Source organism: Pseudomonas sp. I8001 (assembly GCF_013385345.1).
In the GTDB taxonomy this organism is placed as follows: domain Bacteria; phylum Pseudomonadota; class Gammaproteobacteria; order Pseudomonadales; family Pseudomonadaceae; genus Aquipseudomonas.
The window spans coordinates 169,793-187,795 of record NZ_JACAQC010000007.1 but is presented as its reverse complement, the minus strand read 5'-3'; the positions used below and the strand labels follow the sequence as shown (position 1 = coordinate 187,795).

Annotated in this window: 16 protein-coding genes; 10 read left to right on the top strand and 6 right to left on the bottom strand. The window is 61.0% G+C overall.

Annotated elements, in window-relative coordinates:
* Positions 1-202 precede the first annotated feature (202 nt).
* From tkt to fba, 6 genes are all read left to right on the top strand, one after another.
* The gene (gene tkt, locus HX839_RS05350; RefSeq protein ID WP_177066831.1) at positions 203-2,200 is read left to right on the top strand and encodes a transketolase; all 1,998 of its coding nucleotides are present in this window, start codon (positions 203-205) and stop codon (positions 2,198-2,200) included.
* A gap of 170 nt (positions 2,201-2,370) precedes the next feature.
* Positions 2,371-3,420, top strand: coding sequence for an erythrose-4-phosphate dehydrogenase (gene epd / locus HX839_RS05345; RefSeq protein ID WP_008434077.1), 1,050 nt, complete (start codon positions 2,371-2,373; stop codon positions 3,418-3,420).
* Positions 3,421-3,439: 19 nt separating this feature from the next.
* Positions 3,440-4,603, top strand: coding sequence for a phosphoglycerate kinase (locus HX839_RS05340; protein ID WP_003216867.1), 1,164 nt, complete (start codon positions 3,440-3,442; stop codon positions 4,601-4,603).
* Positions 4,604-4,632: 29 nt separating this feature from the next.
* Positions 4,633-4,860 carry a hypothetical protein gene (locus HX839_RS05335; protein ID WP_008434073.1) on the top strand — a complete coding sequence of 76 codons (228 nt, stop codon included), beginning with the start codon at positions 4,633-4,635 and terminating at the stop codon, positions 4,858-4,860.
* A 60-nt stretch (positions 4,861-4,920) separates the two neighbouring features.
* The gene (locus HX839_RS05330; protein WP_003216869.1) at positions 4,921-5,256 is read left to right on the top strand and encodes an MliC family protein; all 336 of its coding nucleotides are present in this window, start codon (positions 4,921-4,923) and stop codon (positions 5,254-5,256) included.
* 197 nt (positions 5,257-5,453) lie between these two features.
* The gene (fba, locus tag HX839_RS05325) at positions 5,454-6,518 is read left to right on the top strand and encodes a class II fructose-bisphosphate aldolase (protein WP_003177554.1); all 1,065 of its coding nucleotides are present in this window, start codon (positions 5,454-5,456) and stop codon (positions 6,516-6,518) included.
* A 59-nt stretch (positions 6,519-6,577) separates the two neighbouring features.
* On the opposite strand, the gene HX839_RS05320 is transcribed toward fba, so the two are convergent.
* From HX839_RS05320 to HX839_RS05310, 3 genes are all read right to left on the bottom strand, one after another.
* A complete protein-coding gene (locus HX839_RS05320; RefSeq protein ID WP_177066830.1) occupies positions 6,578-6,871 on the bottom strand; it encodes a fructose-bisphosphate aldolase in 294 nt (97 codons plus the stop codon).
* Positions 6,872-7,371: 500 nt separating this feature from the next.
* Positions 7,372-8,601 (bottom strand): alanine racemase, encoded by a 1,230-nt coding sequence (alr, locus tag HX839_RS05315; RefSeq protein WP_177066829.1) that lies wholly within the window; start codon positions 8,599-8,601, stop codon positions 7,372-7,374.
* Positions 8,602-8,742: 141 nt separating this feature from the next.
* Positions 8,743-9,408 carry a polysaccharide lyase family 7 protein gene (locus HX839_RS05310; protein ID WP_003216876.1) on the bottom strand — a complete coding sequence of 222 codons (666 nt, stop codon included), beginning with the start codon at positions 9,406-9,408 and terminating at the stop codon, positions 8,743-8,745.
* Positions 9,409-9,716: 308 nt separating this feature from the next.
* Here HX839_RS05310 and HX839_RS05305 point away from each other — a divergent pair, with 308 nt between their 5' ends.
* The 3 genes from HX839_RS05305 to HX839_RS05295 are packed head-to-tail and all read left to right on the top strand — an operon-like array spanning position 9,717 to position 12,688.
* On the top strand, positions 9,717-11,828 hold the full coding sequence (locus HX839_RS05305) for a bifunctional diguanylate cyclase/phosphodiesterase (protein WP_177066828.1): 2,112 nt from the start codon (positions 9,717-9,719) through the stop codon (positions 11,826-11,828).
* Between the two features lie 43 nt (positions 11,829-11,871).
* Positions 11,872-12,372 (top strand): M48 family metallopeptidase, encoded by a 501-nt coding sequence (locus HX839_RS05300; RefSeq protein ID WP_003216881.1) that lies wholly within the window; start codon positions 11,872-11,874, stop codon positions 12,370-12,372.
* A 19-nt stretch (positions 12,373-12,391) separates the two neighbouring features.
* Positions 12,392-12,688: a helix-turn-helix domain-containing protein gene (locus HX839_RS05295; RefSeq protein WP_003216883.1), complete on the top strand. Its 297-nt coding sequence runs from the start codon at positions 12,392-12,394 to the stop codon at positions 12,686-12,688.
* A 116-nt stretch (positions 12,689-12,804) separates the two neighbouring features.
* Here HX839_RS05295 and HX839_RS05290 read toward each other — a convergent pair whose 3' ends face one another.
* Entirely contained in the window at positions 12,805-13,257 is a 453-nt protein-coding gene (locus HX839_RS05290) for a GNAT family N-acetyltransferase (RefSeq protein WP_003216885.1), read from the bottom strand.
* Positions 13,258-13,477: 220 nt separating this feature from the next.
* On the opposite strand from HX839_RS05290, the gene HX839_RS05285 reads away from it, so the two are divergent.
* Positions 13,478-14,215: an ABC transporter substrate-binding protein gene (locus tag HX839_RS05285; RefSeq protein WP_102605038.1), complete on the top strand. Its 738-nt coding sequence runs from the start codon at positions 13,478-13,480 to the stop codon at positions 14,213-14,215.
* 104 nt (positions 14,216-14,319) lie between these two features.
* Here HX839_RS05285 and yccS read toward each other — a convergent pair whose 3' ends face one another.
* Together yccS and HX839_RS05275 are read right to left on the bottom strand one after the other, a co-directional pair.
* A complete protein-coding gene (gene yccS / locus HX839_RS05280) occupies positions 14,320-16,503 on the bottom strand; it encodes a YccS family putative transporter (RefSeq protein ID WP_003216889.1) in 2,184 nt (727 codons plus the stop codon).
* A 234-nt stretch (positions 16,504-16,737) separates the two neighbouring features.
* The gene (locus HX839_RS05275; protein ID WP_177066827.1) at positions 16,738-17,916 is read right to left on the bottom strand and encodes an NAD(P)/FAD-dependent oxidoreductase; all 1,179 of its coding nucleotides are present in this window, start codon (positions 17,914-17,916) and stop codon (positions 16,738-16,740) included.
* Positions 17,917-18,003: the final 87 nt, after the last annotated feature.

Sequence of the window (18,003 nt, the reverse complement as noted above, 5' to 3'; positions counted from 1 at the left end):
CAAAAAGTTTTGATATTGGTCGATAATCGGTGGTTATAAGCAGCCGCTATAACCCATGGACGAAGCGGGGGGCGGTTTCTCCAGGCAATCCGCAGGAAAAACACCCCCAAGTGACTATCTGTCATTGCCCCGAGGGCCGTGGCTGAGGGAAAATGCCGATCCTTTTTTCCGTTTCTTTTATTCAACCTCCAGGAGATCAGCGATGCCCAGCCGTCGTGAGCGTGCCAACGCCATTCGTGCCCTCAGCATGGATGCCGTGCAAAAAGCCAACAGCGGCCATCCCGGTGCCCCGATGGGCATGGCGGATATCGCCGAGGTACTTTGGCGTGACTACCTGAAACACAACCCGAGCAACCCGTCGTTCGCCGACCGTGACCGGTTCATCCTGTCCAACGGCCACGGCTCGATGCTGATCTACTCGTTGCTGCACCTGACCGGCTACGACGTCACCATCGACGACCTGAAAAACTTCCGCCAGATCCACAGCCGCACCCCGGGCCACCCGGAATACGGCTACACCCCTGGCGTTGAGACCACCACCGGTCCACTGGGCCAGGGCCTGGCCAACGCCGTGGGTTTTGCCCTCGCTGAAAAAGTCCTGGGCGCGCAGTTCAACCGCCCGAACCACAACATTGTCGACCACCACACCTACGTGTTCCTCGGTGATGGCTGCATGATGGAAGGCATTTCCCACGAAGTCGCCTCCCTGGCCGGTACCCTGGGCCTGGGCAAGCTGATTGCCTTCTACGATGACAACGGCATCTCCATCGACGGCGAAGTCGAAGGCTGGTTCACCGACGACACGCCAAAGCGTTTCGAAGCCTACAACTGGCAGGTGATCCGCAACGTCGACGGCCACGATCCTGAAGAGATCAAGACCGCCATCGACACCGCCCGCAAGAGCGAGCAGCCGACCCTGATCTGCTGCAAGACCACCATCGGCTTCGGTTCGCCGAACAAGCAAGGTAAAGAAGACTGCCACGGCGCCCCACTGGGTGACGCGGAAATCGCCCTGACCCGCGCTGCGCTGAAGTGGAACCACGGCCCGTTCGAAATCCCGGCTGACATCTACGCCGAGTGGAACGCCAAGGAAGCCGGCCTGGCGGTCGAAGCCGAGTGGGACCAGCGTTTCGCGGCCTACTCCGCCGAATTCCCTGAGTTGGCCAACGAACTGGTTCGCCGCCTGGCCGGTGACCTGCCTGCCGACTTCGCTGAAAAAGCCTCGGCCTACATTGCCGAAGTGGCGGCCAAGGGCGAAACCATCGCCAGCCGTAAAGCCAGCCAGAACACCCTGAACGCGTTCGGCCCGCTGCTGCCTGAGTTCCTCGGCGGTTCGGCTGACCTGGCCGGTTCCAACCTGACCCTGTGGAAAGGTTGCAAAGGTGTCTCGGCGGAAGACGCCAGCGGCAACTACATGTACTACGGCGTGCGCGAGTTCGGCATGAGCGCCATCATGAACGGCGTCGCCCTGCACGGCGGCCTGGTGCCTTACGGCGCGACCTTCCTGATGTTCATGGAATACGCGCGCAACGCCGTACGCATGGCGTCGTTGATGAAAAAGCGTGTGATCTTCGTCTACACCCACGACTCCATCGGCCTGGGCGAAGACGGCCCGACGCACCAGCCGGTCGAGCAATTGACCAGCTTGCGCACCACGCCGAACCTGGACACCTGGCGCCCATCGGACGCAGTCGAGTCGGCTGTGGCCTGGAAGCACGCAATCGAGCGCAAGGACGGTCCTTCGGCGCTGATCTTCTCCCGTCAGAACCTGCAGCACCAAACCCGCGACGCGGCGCAGATCGAAGGCATCAGCCGTGGTGGCTACGTGCTGAAAGACTGCATCGGCGAGCCGGAACTGATCCTGATCTCCACCGGTTCCGAAGTGGGCCTGGCGGTTCAGGCTTACGACAAGCTGACTGCCGCCGGTCGTAACGTGCGTGTGGTTTCGATGCCGTGCACCAGCGTCTTCGAAGCCCAGGACGCCGACTACAAGCAATCGGTGTTGCCGTTGCAGGTCAGCGCACGTATCGCCATCGAAGCGGCTCACGCCGACTACTGGTACAAGTACGTGGGCCTGGAAGGTCGCGTGATCGGCATGACCACCTACGGTGAGTCGGCGCCGGCGCCAGCGTTGTTCGAAGAGTTCGGTTTCACCCTGGAAAACATCCTGGGTCAGGCTGAAGAGCTGCTGGAAGACTAAAAGCTCGAACGCGGTGACCCTTTGGTTGCCGCATCCACTGTAGGAGCGAGCTTGCTCGCGAAGATCGTCAACGATATCGCAGCGTTTCTGGTTTAACGCGGCGCTCTCGGGTTCTTCGCGAGCAAGCTCGCTCCTACAATGGTTTGTGTCGCCCACAATGCGAGAACCCCATGCCTCAACCGCGTCCCTACAAAGTTGCACTCAACGGCTACGGCCGGATTGGTCGTTGCGTCTTGCGTGCTCTGTTCGAGCGAGGGCCGGCGGCCGGGTTTGAAATTGTCGCGATCAACGATCTGGCGGACATGGCCAGCATCGAATACCTGACACGCTTTGACTCCACCCACGGCCGGTTCCCCGGCGAAGTGCGGGTCGAGGACGATTGTCTGCATATTAATGGCAACTGCGTGAAGGTCCTGCGCAGTGCCACCCCTGAGGGCATCGACTGGGCGGCGCTGGACGTCGACCTGGTGCTGGAATGCTCCGGTGCCTATCACACCCGTGCCGACGGCCAGCGGTTTCTCGACGCCGGCGCACCACGGGTCCTGTTTTCCCAGCCGATGGCCAGCGAGGCGGATGTCGACGCCACCATCGTCTACGGCGTGAACCAGGATTGCCTGACCGGTGCCGAATTGCTGGTGTCCAACGCCTCCTGCACCACCAACTGCGGCGTGCCGCTGTTGCGCCTGCTGGACCAGGCGATTGGCCTGGAATACGTGTCGATCACCACCATTCACTCGGCAATGAACGATCAGCCGGTGATTGACGCTTACCACCATGAAGACCTGCGCCGTACGCGTTCGGCGTTTCAGTCGGTGATTCCGGTGTCCACCGGCCTGGCGCGCGGTATCGAGCGACTGTTGCCGGAACTTGCCGGGCGAATCCAGGCCAAAGCCGTACGGGTACCGACGGTGAATGTGTCTTGCCTGGACATCACCATGCAAACCGTCAGCGACACCGATGCCGGCGAAGTCAACCGGATCCTGCGCGACGCCGCCACCAGCGGCCCGCTCAAAGGCCTGTTGGCCTACACCGAGTTGCCGCACGCCAGCTGTGATTTCAACCACGACCCGCATTCGGCCATCGTCGATGCCAGCCAGACCCGCGTTTCCGGCCCACGGCTGGTGAACATCCTGGCTTGGTTCGACAACGAATGGGGTTTTGCCAACCGAATGCTGGACGTTGCAGAACACTATCTGCAAACAGCCTCTCCACAACTTTAGCTCTCAGGAATTGCCCCCCATGACCGTGTTGAAGATGACCGACCTCGATCTGCAAGGTAAGCGCGTACTGATCCGCGAAGACCTCAACGTCCCAGTCAAGGACGGTGTTGTCACCAGCGATGCGCGAATCCTGGCCTCGCTGCCGACCATCAAGCTGGCCCTGGAAAAAGGTGCGGCCGTGATGGTCTGCTCCCACTTGGGTCGTCCGACCGAAGGTGAATTCTCGGCAGAAAACAGCCTCAAGCCTGTAGCTGAATATTTGAGCAAGGCCCTGGGCCGCGACGTGCCGCTGGTAGCCGACTACCTGAACGGTGTGGACGTGAAGGCTGGCGACATCGTGCTGTTCGAAAACGTGCGCTTCAACAAGGGCGAGAAAAAGAACAGCGACGAACTGGCCCAGCAATACGCTGCCCTGTGCGACGTGTTCGTGATGGACGCTTTCGGTACTGCTCACCGTGCCGAGGGTTCGACCCATGGCGTGGCCAAGTTTGCCAAAGTTGCCGCAGCTGGCCCGTTGCTGGCGGCTGAACTGGACGCACTGGGCAAGGCCCTCGGCGCTCCGGCCCAACCGATGGCCGCCATCGTTGCCGGCTCCAAGGTGTCCACCAAGCTCGACGTGCTGAACAGCCTGAGCCAGATCTGCAACCAGCTGATCGTCGGCGGCGGCATTGCCAACACGTTCCTGGCGGCTGCCGGTCACCCGGTGGGCAAATCGCTGTACGAGCCGGACCTGCTGGACACTGCCCGCGCCATTGCCGCCAAGGTCAGCGTGCCGCTGCCGGTAGACGTGGTGGTGGCCAAGGAATTCGCTGAAAGCGCCGAAGCCACCGTCAAGCTGATCGCTGACGTTGCCGCTGACGACATGATCCTGGACATCGGCCCGCAAACGGCAGCCAACTTCGCTGAACTGCTGAAGTCGTCCAAGACCATCCTGTGGAACGGCCCGGTCGGCGTGTTCGAGTTCGACCAGTTCGGCAACGGCACCAAAGTGCTGGCCCACGCCATCGCTGAAAGCTCGGCATTTTCCATCGCTGGCGGTGGCGACACCCTGGCGGCCATCGATAAATATGGCGTTGCTGACCAGATCTCCTACATTTCTACGGGGGGTGGTGCGTTCCTCGAATTCGTTGAAGGCAAGGTACTGCCGGCTGTCGAAGTGCTGGAAAGCCGGGCCAAGGGATAAGGCACTTGCTGAGGAAAAGGAGCATTCCGATGATCAGGTCGTTGGCACTGGTGATTGCAGCGGGCCTGCTGGCCGGCTGCGGCAGCACGCCGAAAGCGGCGCCCGAGTCTGAAAAGGCCGGGGCGGCTCGGCAAAAGAGTTGCTATCAGGCTGACTGGCAAGCCGAAACCATGCCGGTGATCAACAAGCGCATCGGGCCGGACGGGTTGGAGAAATACGACTCTGCGCCCAACGGTCAGGAACAGGGTTGCCCTTGACGGGTCTGATTCACTAACCGACAGCCGCGGTGGCCGCAGGTCGCCGCTTGAGGATTGGCAATGAAAGGCGTTTTCGCCCTGGCGGCACTGGCGTTATTGGCCGGATGCACCAACCTGAACATGTTCGACAAGAAGGCAGAGCCGGCAGACAAGTGGACCACCTGGACGTGTGACAGCCAGGCGCAAGTCAACTGGCGATTTGCCGACCAGGCCCGCACCCAGGTGGATGTGCGCCTCGGCGGCTCGGACCAGGTGTATCGCCTCAAGCAGGATGTGGCGGCCTCGGGCGTGCTGTACAGCGACGGCCAGTTGGCGTTTCACACAAAAGGTGAGGAAGGCCTGGTTTACTGGGTTGCCACCGATGATTTGATCGGGCGTGGCTGTAAAGCGCAATAACACGCCGCGATCACCCGTAGGAGCCGGCTTGCCGGCGATAGCGTCAGCCGCCATCGCCGGCAAGCCGGGTCCTACAGACAGGTTTAACGATTAAGCAGGGCAGGCTTTGAAAGCCTGACCTTCAATAACTTGAATAGCAGCCGCCGCTACGGCAGGCTTGCACGATTAACGACCCTCGACCGGGAGAGAGACTCACAATGGCACTTATCAGCATGCGCCAGATGTTGGACCACGCAGCCGAATTCGGCTATGGCGTTCCAGCCTTCAACGTCAACAACCTTGAGCAGATGCGCGCCATCATGGAAGCCGCTGACAAGACTGACTCTCCAGTGATCGTCCAGGCTTCGGCCGGCGCGCGCAAATACGCCGGTGCCCCGTTCCTGCGTCACCTGATCCTCGCCGCGATCGAAGAATTCCCGCACATCCCGGTGTGCATGCACCAGGACCACGGCACCAGCCCTGACGTGTGCCAGCGCTCCATCCAGCTGGGCTTCAGCTCGGTAATGATGGACGGTTCCCTGGGCGAAGACGGCAAGACCCCGACCGACTACGAATACAACGTACGCGTCACCCAACAAACCGTGGCCATGGCTCACGCCTGCGGCGTTTCGGTTGAAGGCGAGCTGGGCTGCCTGGGTTCCCTGGAAACCGGCATGGCCGGTGAAGAAGACGGCATCGGCGCCGAAGGCGTGCTGGATCACAGCCAAATGCTGACCGATCCGGAAGAAGCTGCTGACTTCGTGAAAAAGACCCAAGTTGACGCCCTGGCCATCGCCATCGGCACCAGCCACGGCGCCTACAAATTCACCAAGCCACCTACCGGCGACGTGTTGGCCATCGACCGCATCAAGGAAATCCACAAGCGCATCCCGAACACCCACCTGGTGATGCACGGTTCTTCCTCGGTACCGCAAGAGTGGCTGGCGATCATCAACCAGTACGGCGGCGACATCAAAGAAACCTACGGCGTGCCGGTTGAAGAAATCGTCGAAGGCATCAAGTACGGCGTGCGCAAGGTCAACATCGACACTGACCTGCGCCTGGCCTCCACCGGTGCGATGCGTCGCCTGATGGCCACGAACCCGAGCGAATTTGACCCACGTAAATTCTTCGGCGCTACCGTGACGGCCATGCGTGATGTATGTATCGCACGTTACGAAGCCTTCGGTACTGCGGGCAACGCTTCGAAGATCAAGCCGATCTCCCTGGAAGCGATGTACCAGCGTTACCTGAAAGGTGAGTTGAACGCCAAGGTCAACTAAGCCTTACGCGTTAATGAAAAGCCCGCAGCGATGCGGGCTTTTTTGTGGCTGAAATTTGATCAGGCGGCTGCGGGGGTGTCGAAGCCGCGGTATTCGATGACGCGGAATACGTCGCTTACGTCCTGCACCAGGATGCGGGCGGTGTTGGTTACGTGGTTCAGGTCACGCTCCGCAAAATCGGGCAGGCTGGAGCAGGCCATCAAGTTGAGGTGTTCGAGGGCGGCGTTGAGGCGTTCACGCAGGCAGGCGTGCAGGTCCGTGAGTGGTGCATCGCTGTCGATCAATAGCACGGGGTATTCGGTGGCTGTTTCGGTGCAAGGGGTGAAACGGCGGGGTGGGAGTTGTGGCTTCATGGCAAATCCTTAACTCAAAAGAAAATTGGCCACCGTTTGCTGCGAAACAAATAGGGTGGCAGCTGTACGCGGGTTCGCAGACCGAGGAGTTAAGACCCGGCAGACCCGAAGGTCTCCCACGTACAACCGCCATAAAAAGCCGAGCATTGGCAGGACTGCCTATGTCGTATTTTGACGGGTACGGTATTAACTCTGTAGGGCTGCGAAACCCTATCGCCGTTCAATGCCGGCGACGGGGCGAACTATAAGCGGCGCTCCGATTCACCGCAACGGCCCTGTAGGACACAGAACCCCTGTGGGAGCCGGCGGTGCGACGATTCGACTTGCCCGCGATGGCGGTGTGCCAGTCGAAGAATAAGTTGGCTGATACACCGCCATCGCGGGCAAGTCGAATCGTCGCACCGCCAGCTCCCACAGGGATAAGTGTTGTTTAATTGATTGTGTTAATCACCGAATGATCCTTGGGTCCATAGGACAGTGCCTACGAGATGTGAGGAGACTTAGTTCTCCACCAGCACCTTCGGATTCGAGTTACCCCACACCGTATACAGATCCGCCAGCAACGCACCGTTGATGTCTTCAACCTCCGCCTGGCTGGTCTCCACCGCGCCCTGCTTGCCGAACAACACGACCTCATCGCCGCTCTTCACGGTCGGCACGTCGGTGACATCGACCATCAGGGTGTTCATCGACACCTTGCCCACCACCGGCACCCGGTGCCCGTTGATCAGCACGATGCCTTTGTTGGTAAACGCTCGGCGATAGCCGTCGGAATAACCCACGGTGATGTTCGCCAGTTTCGAATCCCGCGCCAGGGTGTAGGTGCGGTCGTAGCCTACGGTGTTGCCTTTCGGGTAGCTGTTGACCGACGCCACGTGGGATTTGAACTGCATCACCCGCTTGTATTCGGTGAACGACGGTACGGTATCGCCAAACAGCAGGCCGCCCGGACGAACCATGTCCAGCCGCGACTCGGGCACTTCCAGGGTGGCGAAGGAGTTGGCGGCGTGCAGGGTGATTTTGCTGCGGTCGAGCTGGGCGACGTTGATCAGCCAGTTGGCTTGTTCGTTGAACGCCTTGAGGCCGGTGCGCACGTCGGCGGCGTCTTCAACGGCGAAGTGGGTCATGATCGCCGTCACCTGCAGGTTTGGCACCTTGGTAATGGCTACGGCGTCGCGGCGGCCCTGGGCGGTGGTCATTTCCACACCGTTGCGGCTCATGCCGCTGGAGTTCAGGCCCAGGTGCACGACCAGTGGGCGGCCGTGGTTTTCGGCGATCAGGCTGGCGCGCACGGCGAAGTCCAGATTGCCCACCAGCTCTTCGACGTTATACGGCAACGCAGCTTCCAGCTCGCTCAGGGCGGCGGTGCGTACGCGGATCAGTTGGCCCTTGAAGCCGCTTTCACGGACCACGCGGGCTTCTTCGTTGCTGGCGATGCCGACGCAGGGCACGCCCAGTTTGATCACCGAGGGCATCAGTAAACCGATGCCGTGACCGTAGGCATCCGCCTTGAGCACGGCGCAGATTTTCGACTTGTCAGCGAGGCTGGCTTGGAGGGTGCGGATATTGTTTTCGAAGGCGACCTTGTTGATTTCGACCCAGGCGTTGCTGTCCTGGATATTGACCTGGGCCACCCCGTCGGCCATCGAGAGGGGCGGGGCGGCAAAGGCCGGGTTTTGCAGCAGTGCCATGCCCATAGAGAGGGTTAGCAGGGTGCGGGAAAAGGGCATTGGGCAGTCTCCATGACTTTCTTGTAGGGGGTAGTGCGCGTGCGCGGCGCCATACTCGGATTGTCCTACAAGAAAGTCGAGACCCTGGGTCGCGGTTCTGTCCTAAAGCGTCGTGGGACCGGTCGCTGAAGCGAATCAGCTTCAGTCGTGGTCAATGTCCAGCTTGGCAAACGTCACGCGGGCGCCTTCCTTGCTGTTGCCGCTGTTGTCCTGCACGTAGGCACCGGCCTTGAAGTACAGCGGTTGTTTGCCCCACGCAGCGCCGATGCGTTCGTTCCATTGCCCATTGGCAGCGTCGACGCTCAACAATCCGGCCTTGTTCAGGTGGATGACATAGGTGAAGTCGCGGTCCAGCGGTACGTTCTCGGCGACGATGATCACCCGGCCTTCCGACTCGTCAGGGCGCATGCGCACCTTGGCGACGATGTTGCCGGTCTGGGTTTTTTCCTTGTATTGGTATTCGACCTTGATCAGTGGCTTCTGGCTTTCGTAGGCGTGGATTTGACCGATCACCACCTTGCCGGACGACGGCACCTTGTTGACCGCCAACGTGGCACGCAGGAAATTGTCGGCGTCGCTGTACAGCCAGTTACGCAGGCGGCCGTCGGCGTAGGTTTCCCGCAGTTCGCTGCGAGGGTAAACGGCGTTCTCGGTACGCGTGCCGGTGACCGGGGTCCAGAATTGCACGCTGCTGCCTTCGGCCTGGAAGTATTGGTCCTTGAACCCGCTGAGCAGTTTCGGCGTGTCGATGGTCGAGGGCGGGGAGCCGACGGGGATGCTCAGGTTCCAGGTGGACAGATCAATCATTGAATACGCCTTTAACGGGGAGAGAAGGCCTTGGCTCGGGAGCCGGCACTTTCTTTATAGGTGGCTCGAAATGGATTGTTAATGGCTTTGTGGCGGATTGTTGGCGCCAATGAAATGTCAAAAAGCCATGTTTCCCGTAAACCGCGGGCTGTAGGCACTGACCGTTAGTCGGTTGTCTGGGCTTTGGCGCAATGATGGCACCGTCGTGGCTTCTGCTTTATGGGATCCAGGGCTAGAGTGAGCCCTTATTGTTTATCCGGTTTTGTCGCAAAAATGACCGGAATGACTCCGACGAAAGAGAAGCAGCAATGGAATGCGCTCCAATCAAGCCTCGCGATGGTTGTTCAGTGCTTTTGGTGGTCGATGACTATCCCGAAAACCTGATCAGCATGCGTGCGCTATTGCAGCGTGAAGATTGGCATGTGGTGACGGCGGCCTCCGGGGTGGAAGCCCTGGGATTGCTGCTCGAACACGACGTCGACCTGGTGTTGCTGGATGTGATGATGCCCGGCATGGACGGGTTCGAGGTGGCCCGGCTGATGCGCGGCAGCCAGCGCACACAAATGACCCCGATCATCTTTCTCAGCGCTCACGCCCAATCGCCAGCGGCGATTCTGGAAGGCTATGCCAGCGGCGCGATCGACTACCTGCTGAAACCCTTCGACCCGAATATCCTCAAGCCCAAGGTCCAGGCCCTGCTGGAGCACCAGCGCAACCGCCGTGCCTTGCAGCGCCTGAGTCACGATCTGGAATCGGCCCGGGCCTTCAATGCCTCGGTGCTCGACAATGCCGCCGAAGGCATCCTGGTGGTGGGCGAAGACGGCGTGATCAGCTACGCCAACCCGGCGATTTCGCGGCTGATCAATGCGCCGGTCGCTGAGATCCAGGGTGCCGAGTTCCTGGGCTTCCTACAGAAGCCCCATGTGCCTGGGTGGTCCGATTCTGCCTTGTATGAAGGCTACAAACGTGGTGAAACCTGGCGCCTGCACGACGCCATCTTGCGCACCGCGCCCGGCCAGCAGTTGCCCGTGGCGATGTCGTGCGCCCCGCTGCCGGCCGAGCAGAAAGCCATGGTGGTCACGGTGCTGGACATGTCCGAGGTGCGCCATCTGCATCAGCAACTGGAGTTCCAGGCCGTCACCGACCCGCTGACGGGCCTGCTCAATCGGCGTGGGTTTCACCAGTCGGTGGAGAATGTGCTGTTGCGCAGCGAGCGTAACGAGCAGTCGCTGGTGCTGCTGTACCTGGACCTGGACGGGTTCAAGCGGGTCAACGATTCCCTCGGCCACGACGCCGGAGACCGCGTGCTGCGCTGGGTCTCGGAACAGTTGAAGGCGTGCCTGCGCTCCTACGACATTCTCGGGCGCATGGGCGGGGATGAATTCACCGCGCTGCTGGAGCTGGAATTCCCGGAGCAGGCGGCCAAGATTGCGGAAAAACTGATCGAACGGGTGTCGATCTGTCAGCAGGTCGACGGTCTGGATGTGATGCTGGGCGTCAGTATCGGCATCGCCACTTTCCCGGACTGCGGCTCGGACCTCAACGGCCTGCTGCGCGCGGCCGACGTCGCGATGTACGAGGCCAAGCGCGCCGGGCGTCAGCAATATCGCTACTACGACCAGGAAATGAACGGCCGGGCCCGCTCGCGCCTGATGCTCGAAGACAGCGTACGCAGCGCCATCGACAGCAAGGATTTCACCCTGGTGTACCAGCCGCAGGTGTCGTTGCACGACGGCCATCTGCGGGGCGTCGAAGCGCTGCTGCGCTGGCAGCACCCGAGTGTCGGCGATGTGCCGCCGGGGCTGTTTCTGCCGTTGCTCGAAGAGGCGCGGCTGATCAGCCAGTTGAGCACCTGGATCTACCAGCAGGTGGCCGCCCAGCGGCAGGCATGGGCAGGGGTGTTCAGCGATGAGTTGGTCCTGAGCGTGAGCTTGAGCAGCAGCCAGTTCAATATGCCGAACCTGGCCAGCCAGCTGCAGCAGGTGCTGGAGCGACATGGGTTGCAAGGCCGGCAGCTTGAGGTGGAGATCAGTGAAGAAAGCCTGATGCACAATCTGGATGAGTCCACCAAGCAGCTCAAGCTGTTGCGCCGGGCCGGCGTGCGGATTGCCCTGGATGATTTCGGCGCGGGCAACTGCTCCCTGGCCCACCTGCGGGACCTGGAATTCGACACCCTAAAGCTCGACCCGAAGCTGATCGCCCGCCTGCCGGGTTCATCCCGGGACGCGGCGATGGCGCGCAGCATTATCGAATTGTGCCGGCATTTTGATCTGCTGGTGATTGCCGAAGGCGTCGAGACCCAGGAGCAAGTTGAGTGGCTCAAGGCCAACGGCTGCCAGTTCATCCAGGGCCCGCAGGTGGCGCCGCCGTTGATCGCGGATGAAATTGCCGACTGGCGCCTGCGCGCAGCGGCCCGCTGAATTCGCTACACTGGCGCCCATTCAAATACCCGTTGTTGACCCCATGACCGCGCTGAAGTACCTCCAGGCCTACCCCCCAGCATTGCAGGAGCAAGTGCGCCAGTTGATTGCCAAGGACCAACTCGGCGACTACCTGACTCAGCGCTACCCCGAGCGACATGGTGTGCAGAGCGACAAAGCGCTGTACAGCTACGCCCAGGCCCTGAAGCAGGAACACCTGCGCAACGCCCCGGCCATCGACAAGGTGCTGTTCGATAACCGCCTGGACCTGACCCACCGCGCCCTCGGCCTGCACACCACCATCTCTCGGGTGCAGGGTGGCAACCTCAAGTCGAAGAAAGAAATCCGTATCGCCTCGCTGTTCAAGGAAGCCGCGCCGGAATTTCTGCGCATGATCGTGGTACACGAACTGGCGCACTTCAAGGAATCGGACCACAACAAGGCGTTCTACAAACTCTGTGAATACATGTTGCCGGGCTACCATCAGGTGGAATTCGACCTGCGGGTGTACCTGACCTGGCGGGACCTGCAGGGCAAGCCCTGACCTTCAAAGGCGATCGAGCATGGATGTGAGCAAGACCAAAAGCAGCTTCTACCGGCGCCTGTATGTGGCGTACCTGATTGATAGCCAGCTGGCCAGCAGCGTGCCGGCACTGACCGAGGTGACGGGCATGCCCCGGCGTACTGCACAGGACACGATTGCGGCGTTGGCGGACCTGGATATCGTGTGTGAGTTTGAACAGGAAGACGGCGCCCGCAATCATGCCGGGCGCTATCGGATTCGTGATTGGGGCGCGATTGATCGGCGCTGGATCGAGGCGAACCTGGCGAGCATTAAACAGGTGTTGGATTACCCCTGAAGGCTTGTGGTGACCGGGCTGACGCCTTCGCGAGCAAGCCCGCTCCCACATTCGACCGCATTCCAAAGGTGGAACTCGGTCAAATGTGGGAGCGGGCTTGCTCGCGAAGAGGCCCCTCATGCCCGGCGCATGCCTATATGTGGAATGTCATCCTCCAGGTATTCCTCACCCGCCACCACAAACCCGTACCGCCCGTAATACCCCTGCAAATGCGCCTGGGCCGACAGATAGATCGGCACGTCGGGCCACTGTTTCTCTGCCTGCCTGAGGGCCTCATCCATCATCTGGTGGCCCAGCCCGGTACCCCGCGCGCTCGGCGCAACGATCACCCGGCCGATCACCACATCACCACCCTGTGATTCAGGATCCAGCAGGCGCAGGTAGGCCTGCAGTTGACCATCATCCCAGGCCATCAGGTGATGGGTATCACCGTCCAGGTCCTGGCCGTCGATGTCCTGGTACACGCATTTCTGCTCGACCACGAAGACCTCCGAGCGCAGGCGCAAAATGGCGTACAGCTGCTCCTTGCCCAGGTCACTGTGGTGTTTGCAGACCCATTCGACTGTCATGGTGTTCTCTCGGCTGATTGTCTGGTCAGGATAGTAAGCGCGCGGGAGGCGAGTGTCTAAATTGCGGTTTTTTTGTGAGTGAGATCAATTTGCCATCATTCTCTGCATGCGACGCTGCCGTCTTTGTGTAATCTGCAGTACAGGCTCATTGATGAGCTACTGTTAAATCCTCGGGTTGCCCCAGAGGTCAGGCCATAGAATGCCCGCCAAGGACTTGAGCATGCCGCGATTTTCTCGTGCCGTTGCTTTGATCGGTTTGTTGTTGCTGGCCCAGGCGGTGGCGGCAGAACGCTTGCGACTGGTGGCGGATGCCTGGCCGCCGTTCACTGACGCCACCCTGGTCAATGGTGGTTTGGCCACCGACATCGTGACCACCGCCCTGGCCCGTGCCGGCTACGCCAGTGAGTTTGAACAGGTGCCCTGGGCCCGCGCCCTGATGGGTGTGGGCGATGGGCGTTACGACGTATTGGTGAACGCCTGGTACGACGATGCGCGTACTCAGTTGGGGCAGTTTTCCGGTGAATACCTGCTCAACCGGGTGCTGTTTCTCAAGCGCCGCGACGATCCCATCGACTACCAGAACCTGGAGCAGTTGCACGACTACCCCGTCGCGGTGGTGCGTGGCTATGCCTATTCAGCGGCGTTCGATGCCGATCCGCAATTGCAGAAAGTCCCGGTGCATAACTTCGCCATGGCCGTGCGCATGCTGGCGGCGCAGCGGGTGCGGCTGACGTTGGAGGACGAATTCGTCGCCCGCTACTACCTGGCTCGGGAGTCCGCCACCGTGCGCAACGCGGTGGAGTTTTTGCCGGTGCCGCTGAGCGAAAACAGCCTGCACATTCTGGTTAGCCTGAAAAATCCTCAGCATCAGCAGATTGTTGCCGGGTTTGATCGGGAGATTGCCAGGATGAAAGTGGATGGCAGTTATGCGCGGTTGATGAAGCAGCACGGGATGTAGTGAGGCTAATGGCCCCTTCGCGAGCAAGCTCGCTCCCACATTCGACCGCATTCCAAAGGTGGAACTCGGCCGAATGTGGGAGCGGGCTTGCTCGCGAAGAGGGTTCAGGCTTCGCTGGTATCTTTGATCAGGTGAGCCGCCAACGTGCGCAACGGCCCCAGTTGCCGGCAGATCAGCGCCAATTGCGTCTGCACCAGCCGCTGCCCTTCGTCAATTTCATCCGGCATCTGCTCCAGGTCCACTGCCAAGGCTTCCTCGGCATCACTCTGAATCGCAATTGGCTGCTTGTTCGCCAGCCCGGTGGCGATCTCGTCGATGCTCGCCGCCAGCGTCTTCCCGGCGCCTTCGATCAAGTGCTCGCGCACTTCCGCCGGCAGTTGGGTTTCCCGGTGGGCGCCCAGCCCCGACAGGTAGCTGAGCAGCGTGTGGGACAGCACCAGGAACCTGAACCCCACGTCCGCTTCCTTACGGAAATGCCCCGGCTCCATCAGCATGTTCGCCAGGGTGGTGGACAGCGCGGCGTCGGCGTTGTGGGCATTGCGCCGGGCGAGGCGGTAAGCCAGGTCGTCGCTTTTGCCCGCGGCGTACTGCTGCATGATCTGGCGCAGGTAGATGCTGTTGCAGGTCAGGGTATTGGCCAGCACCTTGTTCAGGCGCCGGCCCTGCCAGTCCGGCAGGAACAGGAACACCGCCAGCCCGGCGATCAGGCTGCCGAGCAAGGTATCGAACAGCCGTGGCAGGAACAGCCCGTAGCCGTCGCCCACCTGGTTGAAGCAGAACAGCACCATCAGCGTGATCGCAGCGGTCGCCAGGGTGTAGCGCGTGGTGCGGTTGATAAAGAACACCAGGCCGGCGGCAATGGCGAACATCGACTGGATCAGCGGGTTGGGGAACAGGTCGAACAGCGCCCAGGCGATGGTCAGGCCGATGGCCGTGCCGATGATCCGCTGACCCAGCTTGCGTCGGGTGGCGCCGTAGTTTGGCTGGCACACGAACAGCGTGGTGAGGATGATCCAATAGCCTTGGGACGGGTGAATCAAGTGCACCATCCAGTAGCCGATACTCAGCGCCAGGGGCAGGCGCAGGGCATGGCGGAACAGCAACGAAGTCGGCGTCAACTGCGTGCGCAGGCGTGTCCACATTTCCTTGAGGTTGCGCGGTGCACGGTCCAGCAGGCTGCTGTCGGTGGCATCGGCCAGGCTGTCGGGGTTGGCGGCGTCGCCCAGCAGGCGGTCCAGGGTCGACAGGTTGGCGGCCAGGGCGCGCAGGGAGCGCAGCAGGCCGCGCCAGGCCGGGTTGCTCTGGATGCGCAGGTGTTCCAGGGAGGCATTCAGGTCGCCCAGGGCTTCGGCAAAGCTGTCGTCATAGACGAAAGGCTGGCGCATCTGGATCGATTCGGCGAGGGTCTGGCAGGCTTTGCCTTGCTGGCGCAGCAGGCGCTGGCAGCGGAACAGCACGTCGCTGTGGAAGAAGGCTTCGGCGAGGGCGTTGTAAGGGTAGTGCGAGGAGCTGGCGCGCTCGTGGATGTCCTGGGCCAGGAAGTACAGCTTGAGGTAGCGGCTGACCTTGGAGCCCGGGCGACCATTGCCGACCCGGTGCAGGATGATCTCTTTGGCGGCGTTCAGTGCTGCCACCACCCGGCCGTTCTGCTGCGCCAGTTCCAGGCGCCGCGCTTCCACATCCAGTTGGCGGATCGGTTCGAACAGCGACGACTTGAGCTTGAGGTAACGCCCCAGCTCCCGAAACAGTCGCGCCAGGCTCTGCTGCACCGGCTGGTTGGAAAACAGCACCTGCCACAACACCGACAGCGCGCCATACCACGCGGCGCCGGCCACCAGCAGCAAGGGTTCATGCCAGAAGTCGGTGACGGCGCCACCGCGCTGGTCCACGCCGATCATGGTGTAGACCGAGAGAATCAGGGTGGCCGAAGCGATCGCCCCATAACGCTCGCCGAGGGCACCGAGCATGGTCAGGCCGAAGCTGGATAGAGCCAGGAAGATCGCGAAGATCCAGGGATAAGGGAAAAGCAGTTCGACGGACAGTGCCGCAGTGCTGAAGCACACCAGTGTCACGGCCAGGGCGTTGAGCCGGCCTTGCCAGTTGTCATCGGTCTCGGCCAGGGCGCTGGCGATAATCCCCAGGAACAGCGGGATCAGCAGCGCCATTTCATTCTGGTACCAGCACAGCGCCATGCTGCCGGTCAGGGCGATGAATACCCGTACGCTGTAACTGAACTTATCCAGTGCCCAAAGGCGCCGCATGGACTGCTTGAAGGAGGTCGATGACATGAAGTCTGGGGTCTTCCGGGACGATGCCGCTAAATTGAGCCAGTAATGACGCCACGGCAAGCGTGGCGATCACATCTGAGAGCAAAATTTATTCCAGTCATTACTTCCAAGCACACCACGAACCAAATGTGGGAGCGGGCTTGCTCGCGAAGGCGGTGTATCAGTCACTGATGTATTAGCTGACACTCCGCCTTCGCGAGCAAGCCCGCTCCCACATTTTTTTACCGCGTTCCGTCAGGCAAATTGGGCAGCGGCATAACCGGAGGCCCACGCCCACTGGAAATTGAACCCGCCCAGGTGACCGGTCACATCCAGCACTTCTCCGATGAAGTACAAACCGGGGCTTTTCAGGGATTCCATGGTCTTGGACGAGACTTCCCGGGTGTCCACGCCACCCAGGGTGACCTCGGCGGTGCGATAGCCTTCAGTACCCGCCGGCACCAGTTGCCAGCTCCCCAGTTTGCCGGCGATGTCGGCAATCTCGGCGTGGGTGTACTGCTTCATCGGCTTGGAAACGAACCAGGTTTCGGCCAGCAGGTTGGCCATCTTCTTGGTGAAGATCTCACCCAGCAGGGTTTTCAGCTCGCTGTTCGGGCGCTCCACCTGTTGCGCTTGCAGCCAGGTGTGGGCGTCGTGGTCGGGCAGCAGGTTGATTTCCACGGTGTCGCCGGGTTCCCAGTAGGAGGAAATCTGCAGGATCGCCGGCCCGCTCAGGCCACGGTGGGTAAACAGGATGTTCTCGCGAAAGCTTTGGTCGTTGCAGCTCACCAGGCAATCCACGGATGTACCGGACAGCTCGGCGCACAATTCCTTGAGCTGGTCGGTGATGGTGAACGGCACCAGCCCGGCGCGGGTTGGCAGCAGTTCATGGCCGAACTGCTTGGCCACTTGATAACCAAAGCCGGTGGCCCCCAGGGTCGGGATCGACAGCCCGCCGGTGGCGATCACCAGTGATTCGCAGCGCAACTCACCCAGGGTGGTTTGCAACTGATAGCCGCCATCGACCTTGGCAATCTCCTGCACCGAGGTGTCCAGGTGCATGCTCACGCCGACCTGGATGCACTCATCCAGCAGCATCCCGAGGATGTCGCTGGACTTGTTGTCGCAGAACAGCTGGCCGAGTTTTTTCTCGTGGTACGGCACGCCGTGCTTGGCCACCAGCCCGATGAAATCCCACTGGGTGTAGCGGGCCAGGGCGGACTTGCAGAAGTGCGCGTTGTGGGAGAGGAAGTTGGCAGGCTCCGTGTACATATTGGTGAAGTTGCAGCGGCCACCGCCGGACATCAGGATCTTTTTGCCGGCCTTGTTCGCGTGGTCGATCAACATTACCTTGCGCCCACGCCCGGCGGCGGTCAGCGCACACATCAAGCCTGCGGCGCCGGCGCCAATGATCACAACTTCGGTCGAGCGCACAGCCATGTCCTCACAAAAATATTGATCTGAAATGCAATCAAATGTGGGAGCTGGCTTGCCTGCGATGGCATCAACTCGGTCAATCTG

What these genes read in the sequence shown, in the direction of transcription:
- HX839_RS05300 (WP_003216881.1), top strand. Translation starts at nt 11,872, where the DNA reads ATGACCGCGCTGAAGTACCTCCAGGCCTACCCCCCAGCATTGCAGGAG.
- HX839_RS05335 (WP_008434073.1), top strand. Translation starts at nt 4,633, where the DNA reads ATGATCAGGTCGTTGGCACTGGTGATTGCAGCGGGCCTGCTGGCCGGC.
- HX839_RS05290 (WP_003216885.1), bottom strand. Translation starts at nt 13,257, where the DNA reads ATGACAGTCGAATGGGTCTGCAAACACCACAGTGACCTGGGCAAGGAG.
- HX839_RS05330 (WP_003216869.1), top strand. Translation starts at nt 4,921, where the DNA reads ATGAAAGGCGTTTTCGCCCTGGCGGCACTGGCGTTATTGGCCGGATGC.
- HX839_RS05285 (WP_102605038.1), top strand. Translation starts at nt 13,478, where the DNA reads ATGCCGCGATTTTCTCGTGCCGTTGCTTTGATCGGTTTGTTGTTGCTG.
- HX839_RS05340 (WP_003216867.1), top strand. Translation starts at nt 3,440, where the DNA reads ATGACCGTGTTGAAGATGACCGACCTCGATCTGCAAGGTAAGCGCGTA.
- yccS (WP_003216889.1), bottom strand. Translation starts at nt 16,503, where the DNA reads ATGTCATCGACCTCCTTCAAGCAGTCCATGCGGCGCCTTTGGGCACTG.
- alr (WP_177066829.1), bottom strand. Translation starts at nt 8,601, where the DNA reads ATGCCCTTTTCCCGCACCCTGCTAACCCTCTCTATGGGCATGGCACTG.
- HX839_RS05310 (WP_003216876.1), bottom strand. Translation starts at nt 9,408, where the DNA reads ATGATTGATCTGTCCACCTGGAACCTGAGCATCCCCGTCGGCTCCCCG.
- HX839_RS05320 (WP_177066830.1), bottom strand. Translation starts at nt 6,871, where the DNA reads ATGAAGCCACAACTCCCACCCCGCCGTTTCACCCCTTGCACCGAAACA.
- fba (WP_003177554.1), top strand. Translation starts at nt 5,454, where the DNA reads ATGGCACTTATCAGCATGCGCCAGATGTTGGACCACGCAGCCGAATTC.
- HX839_RS05305 (WP_177066828.1), top strand. Translation starts at nt 9,717, where the DNA reads ATGGAATGCGCTCCAATCAAGCCTCGCGATGGTTGTTCAGTGCTTTTG.
- tkt (WP_177066831.1), top strand. Translation starts at nt 203, where the DNA reads ATGCCCAGCCGTCGTGAGCGTGCCAACGCCATTCGTGCCCTCAGCATG.
- epd (WP_008434077.1), top strand. Translation starts at nt 2,371, where the DNA reads ATGCCTCAACCGCGTCCCTACAAAGTTGCACTCAACGGCTACGGCCGG.
- HX839_RS05295 (WP_003216883.1), top strand. Translation starts at nt 12,392, where the DNA reads ATGGATGTGAGCAAGACCAAAAGCAGCTTCTACCGGCGCCTGTATGTG.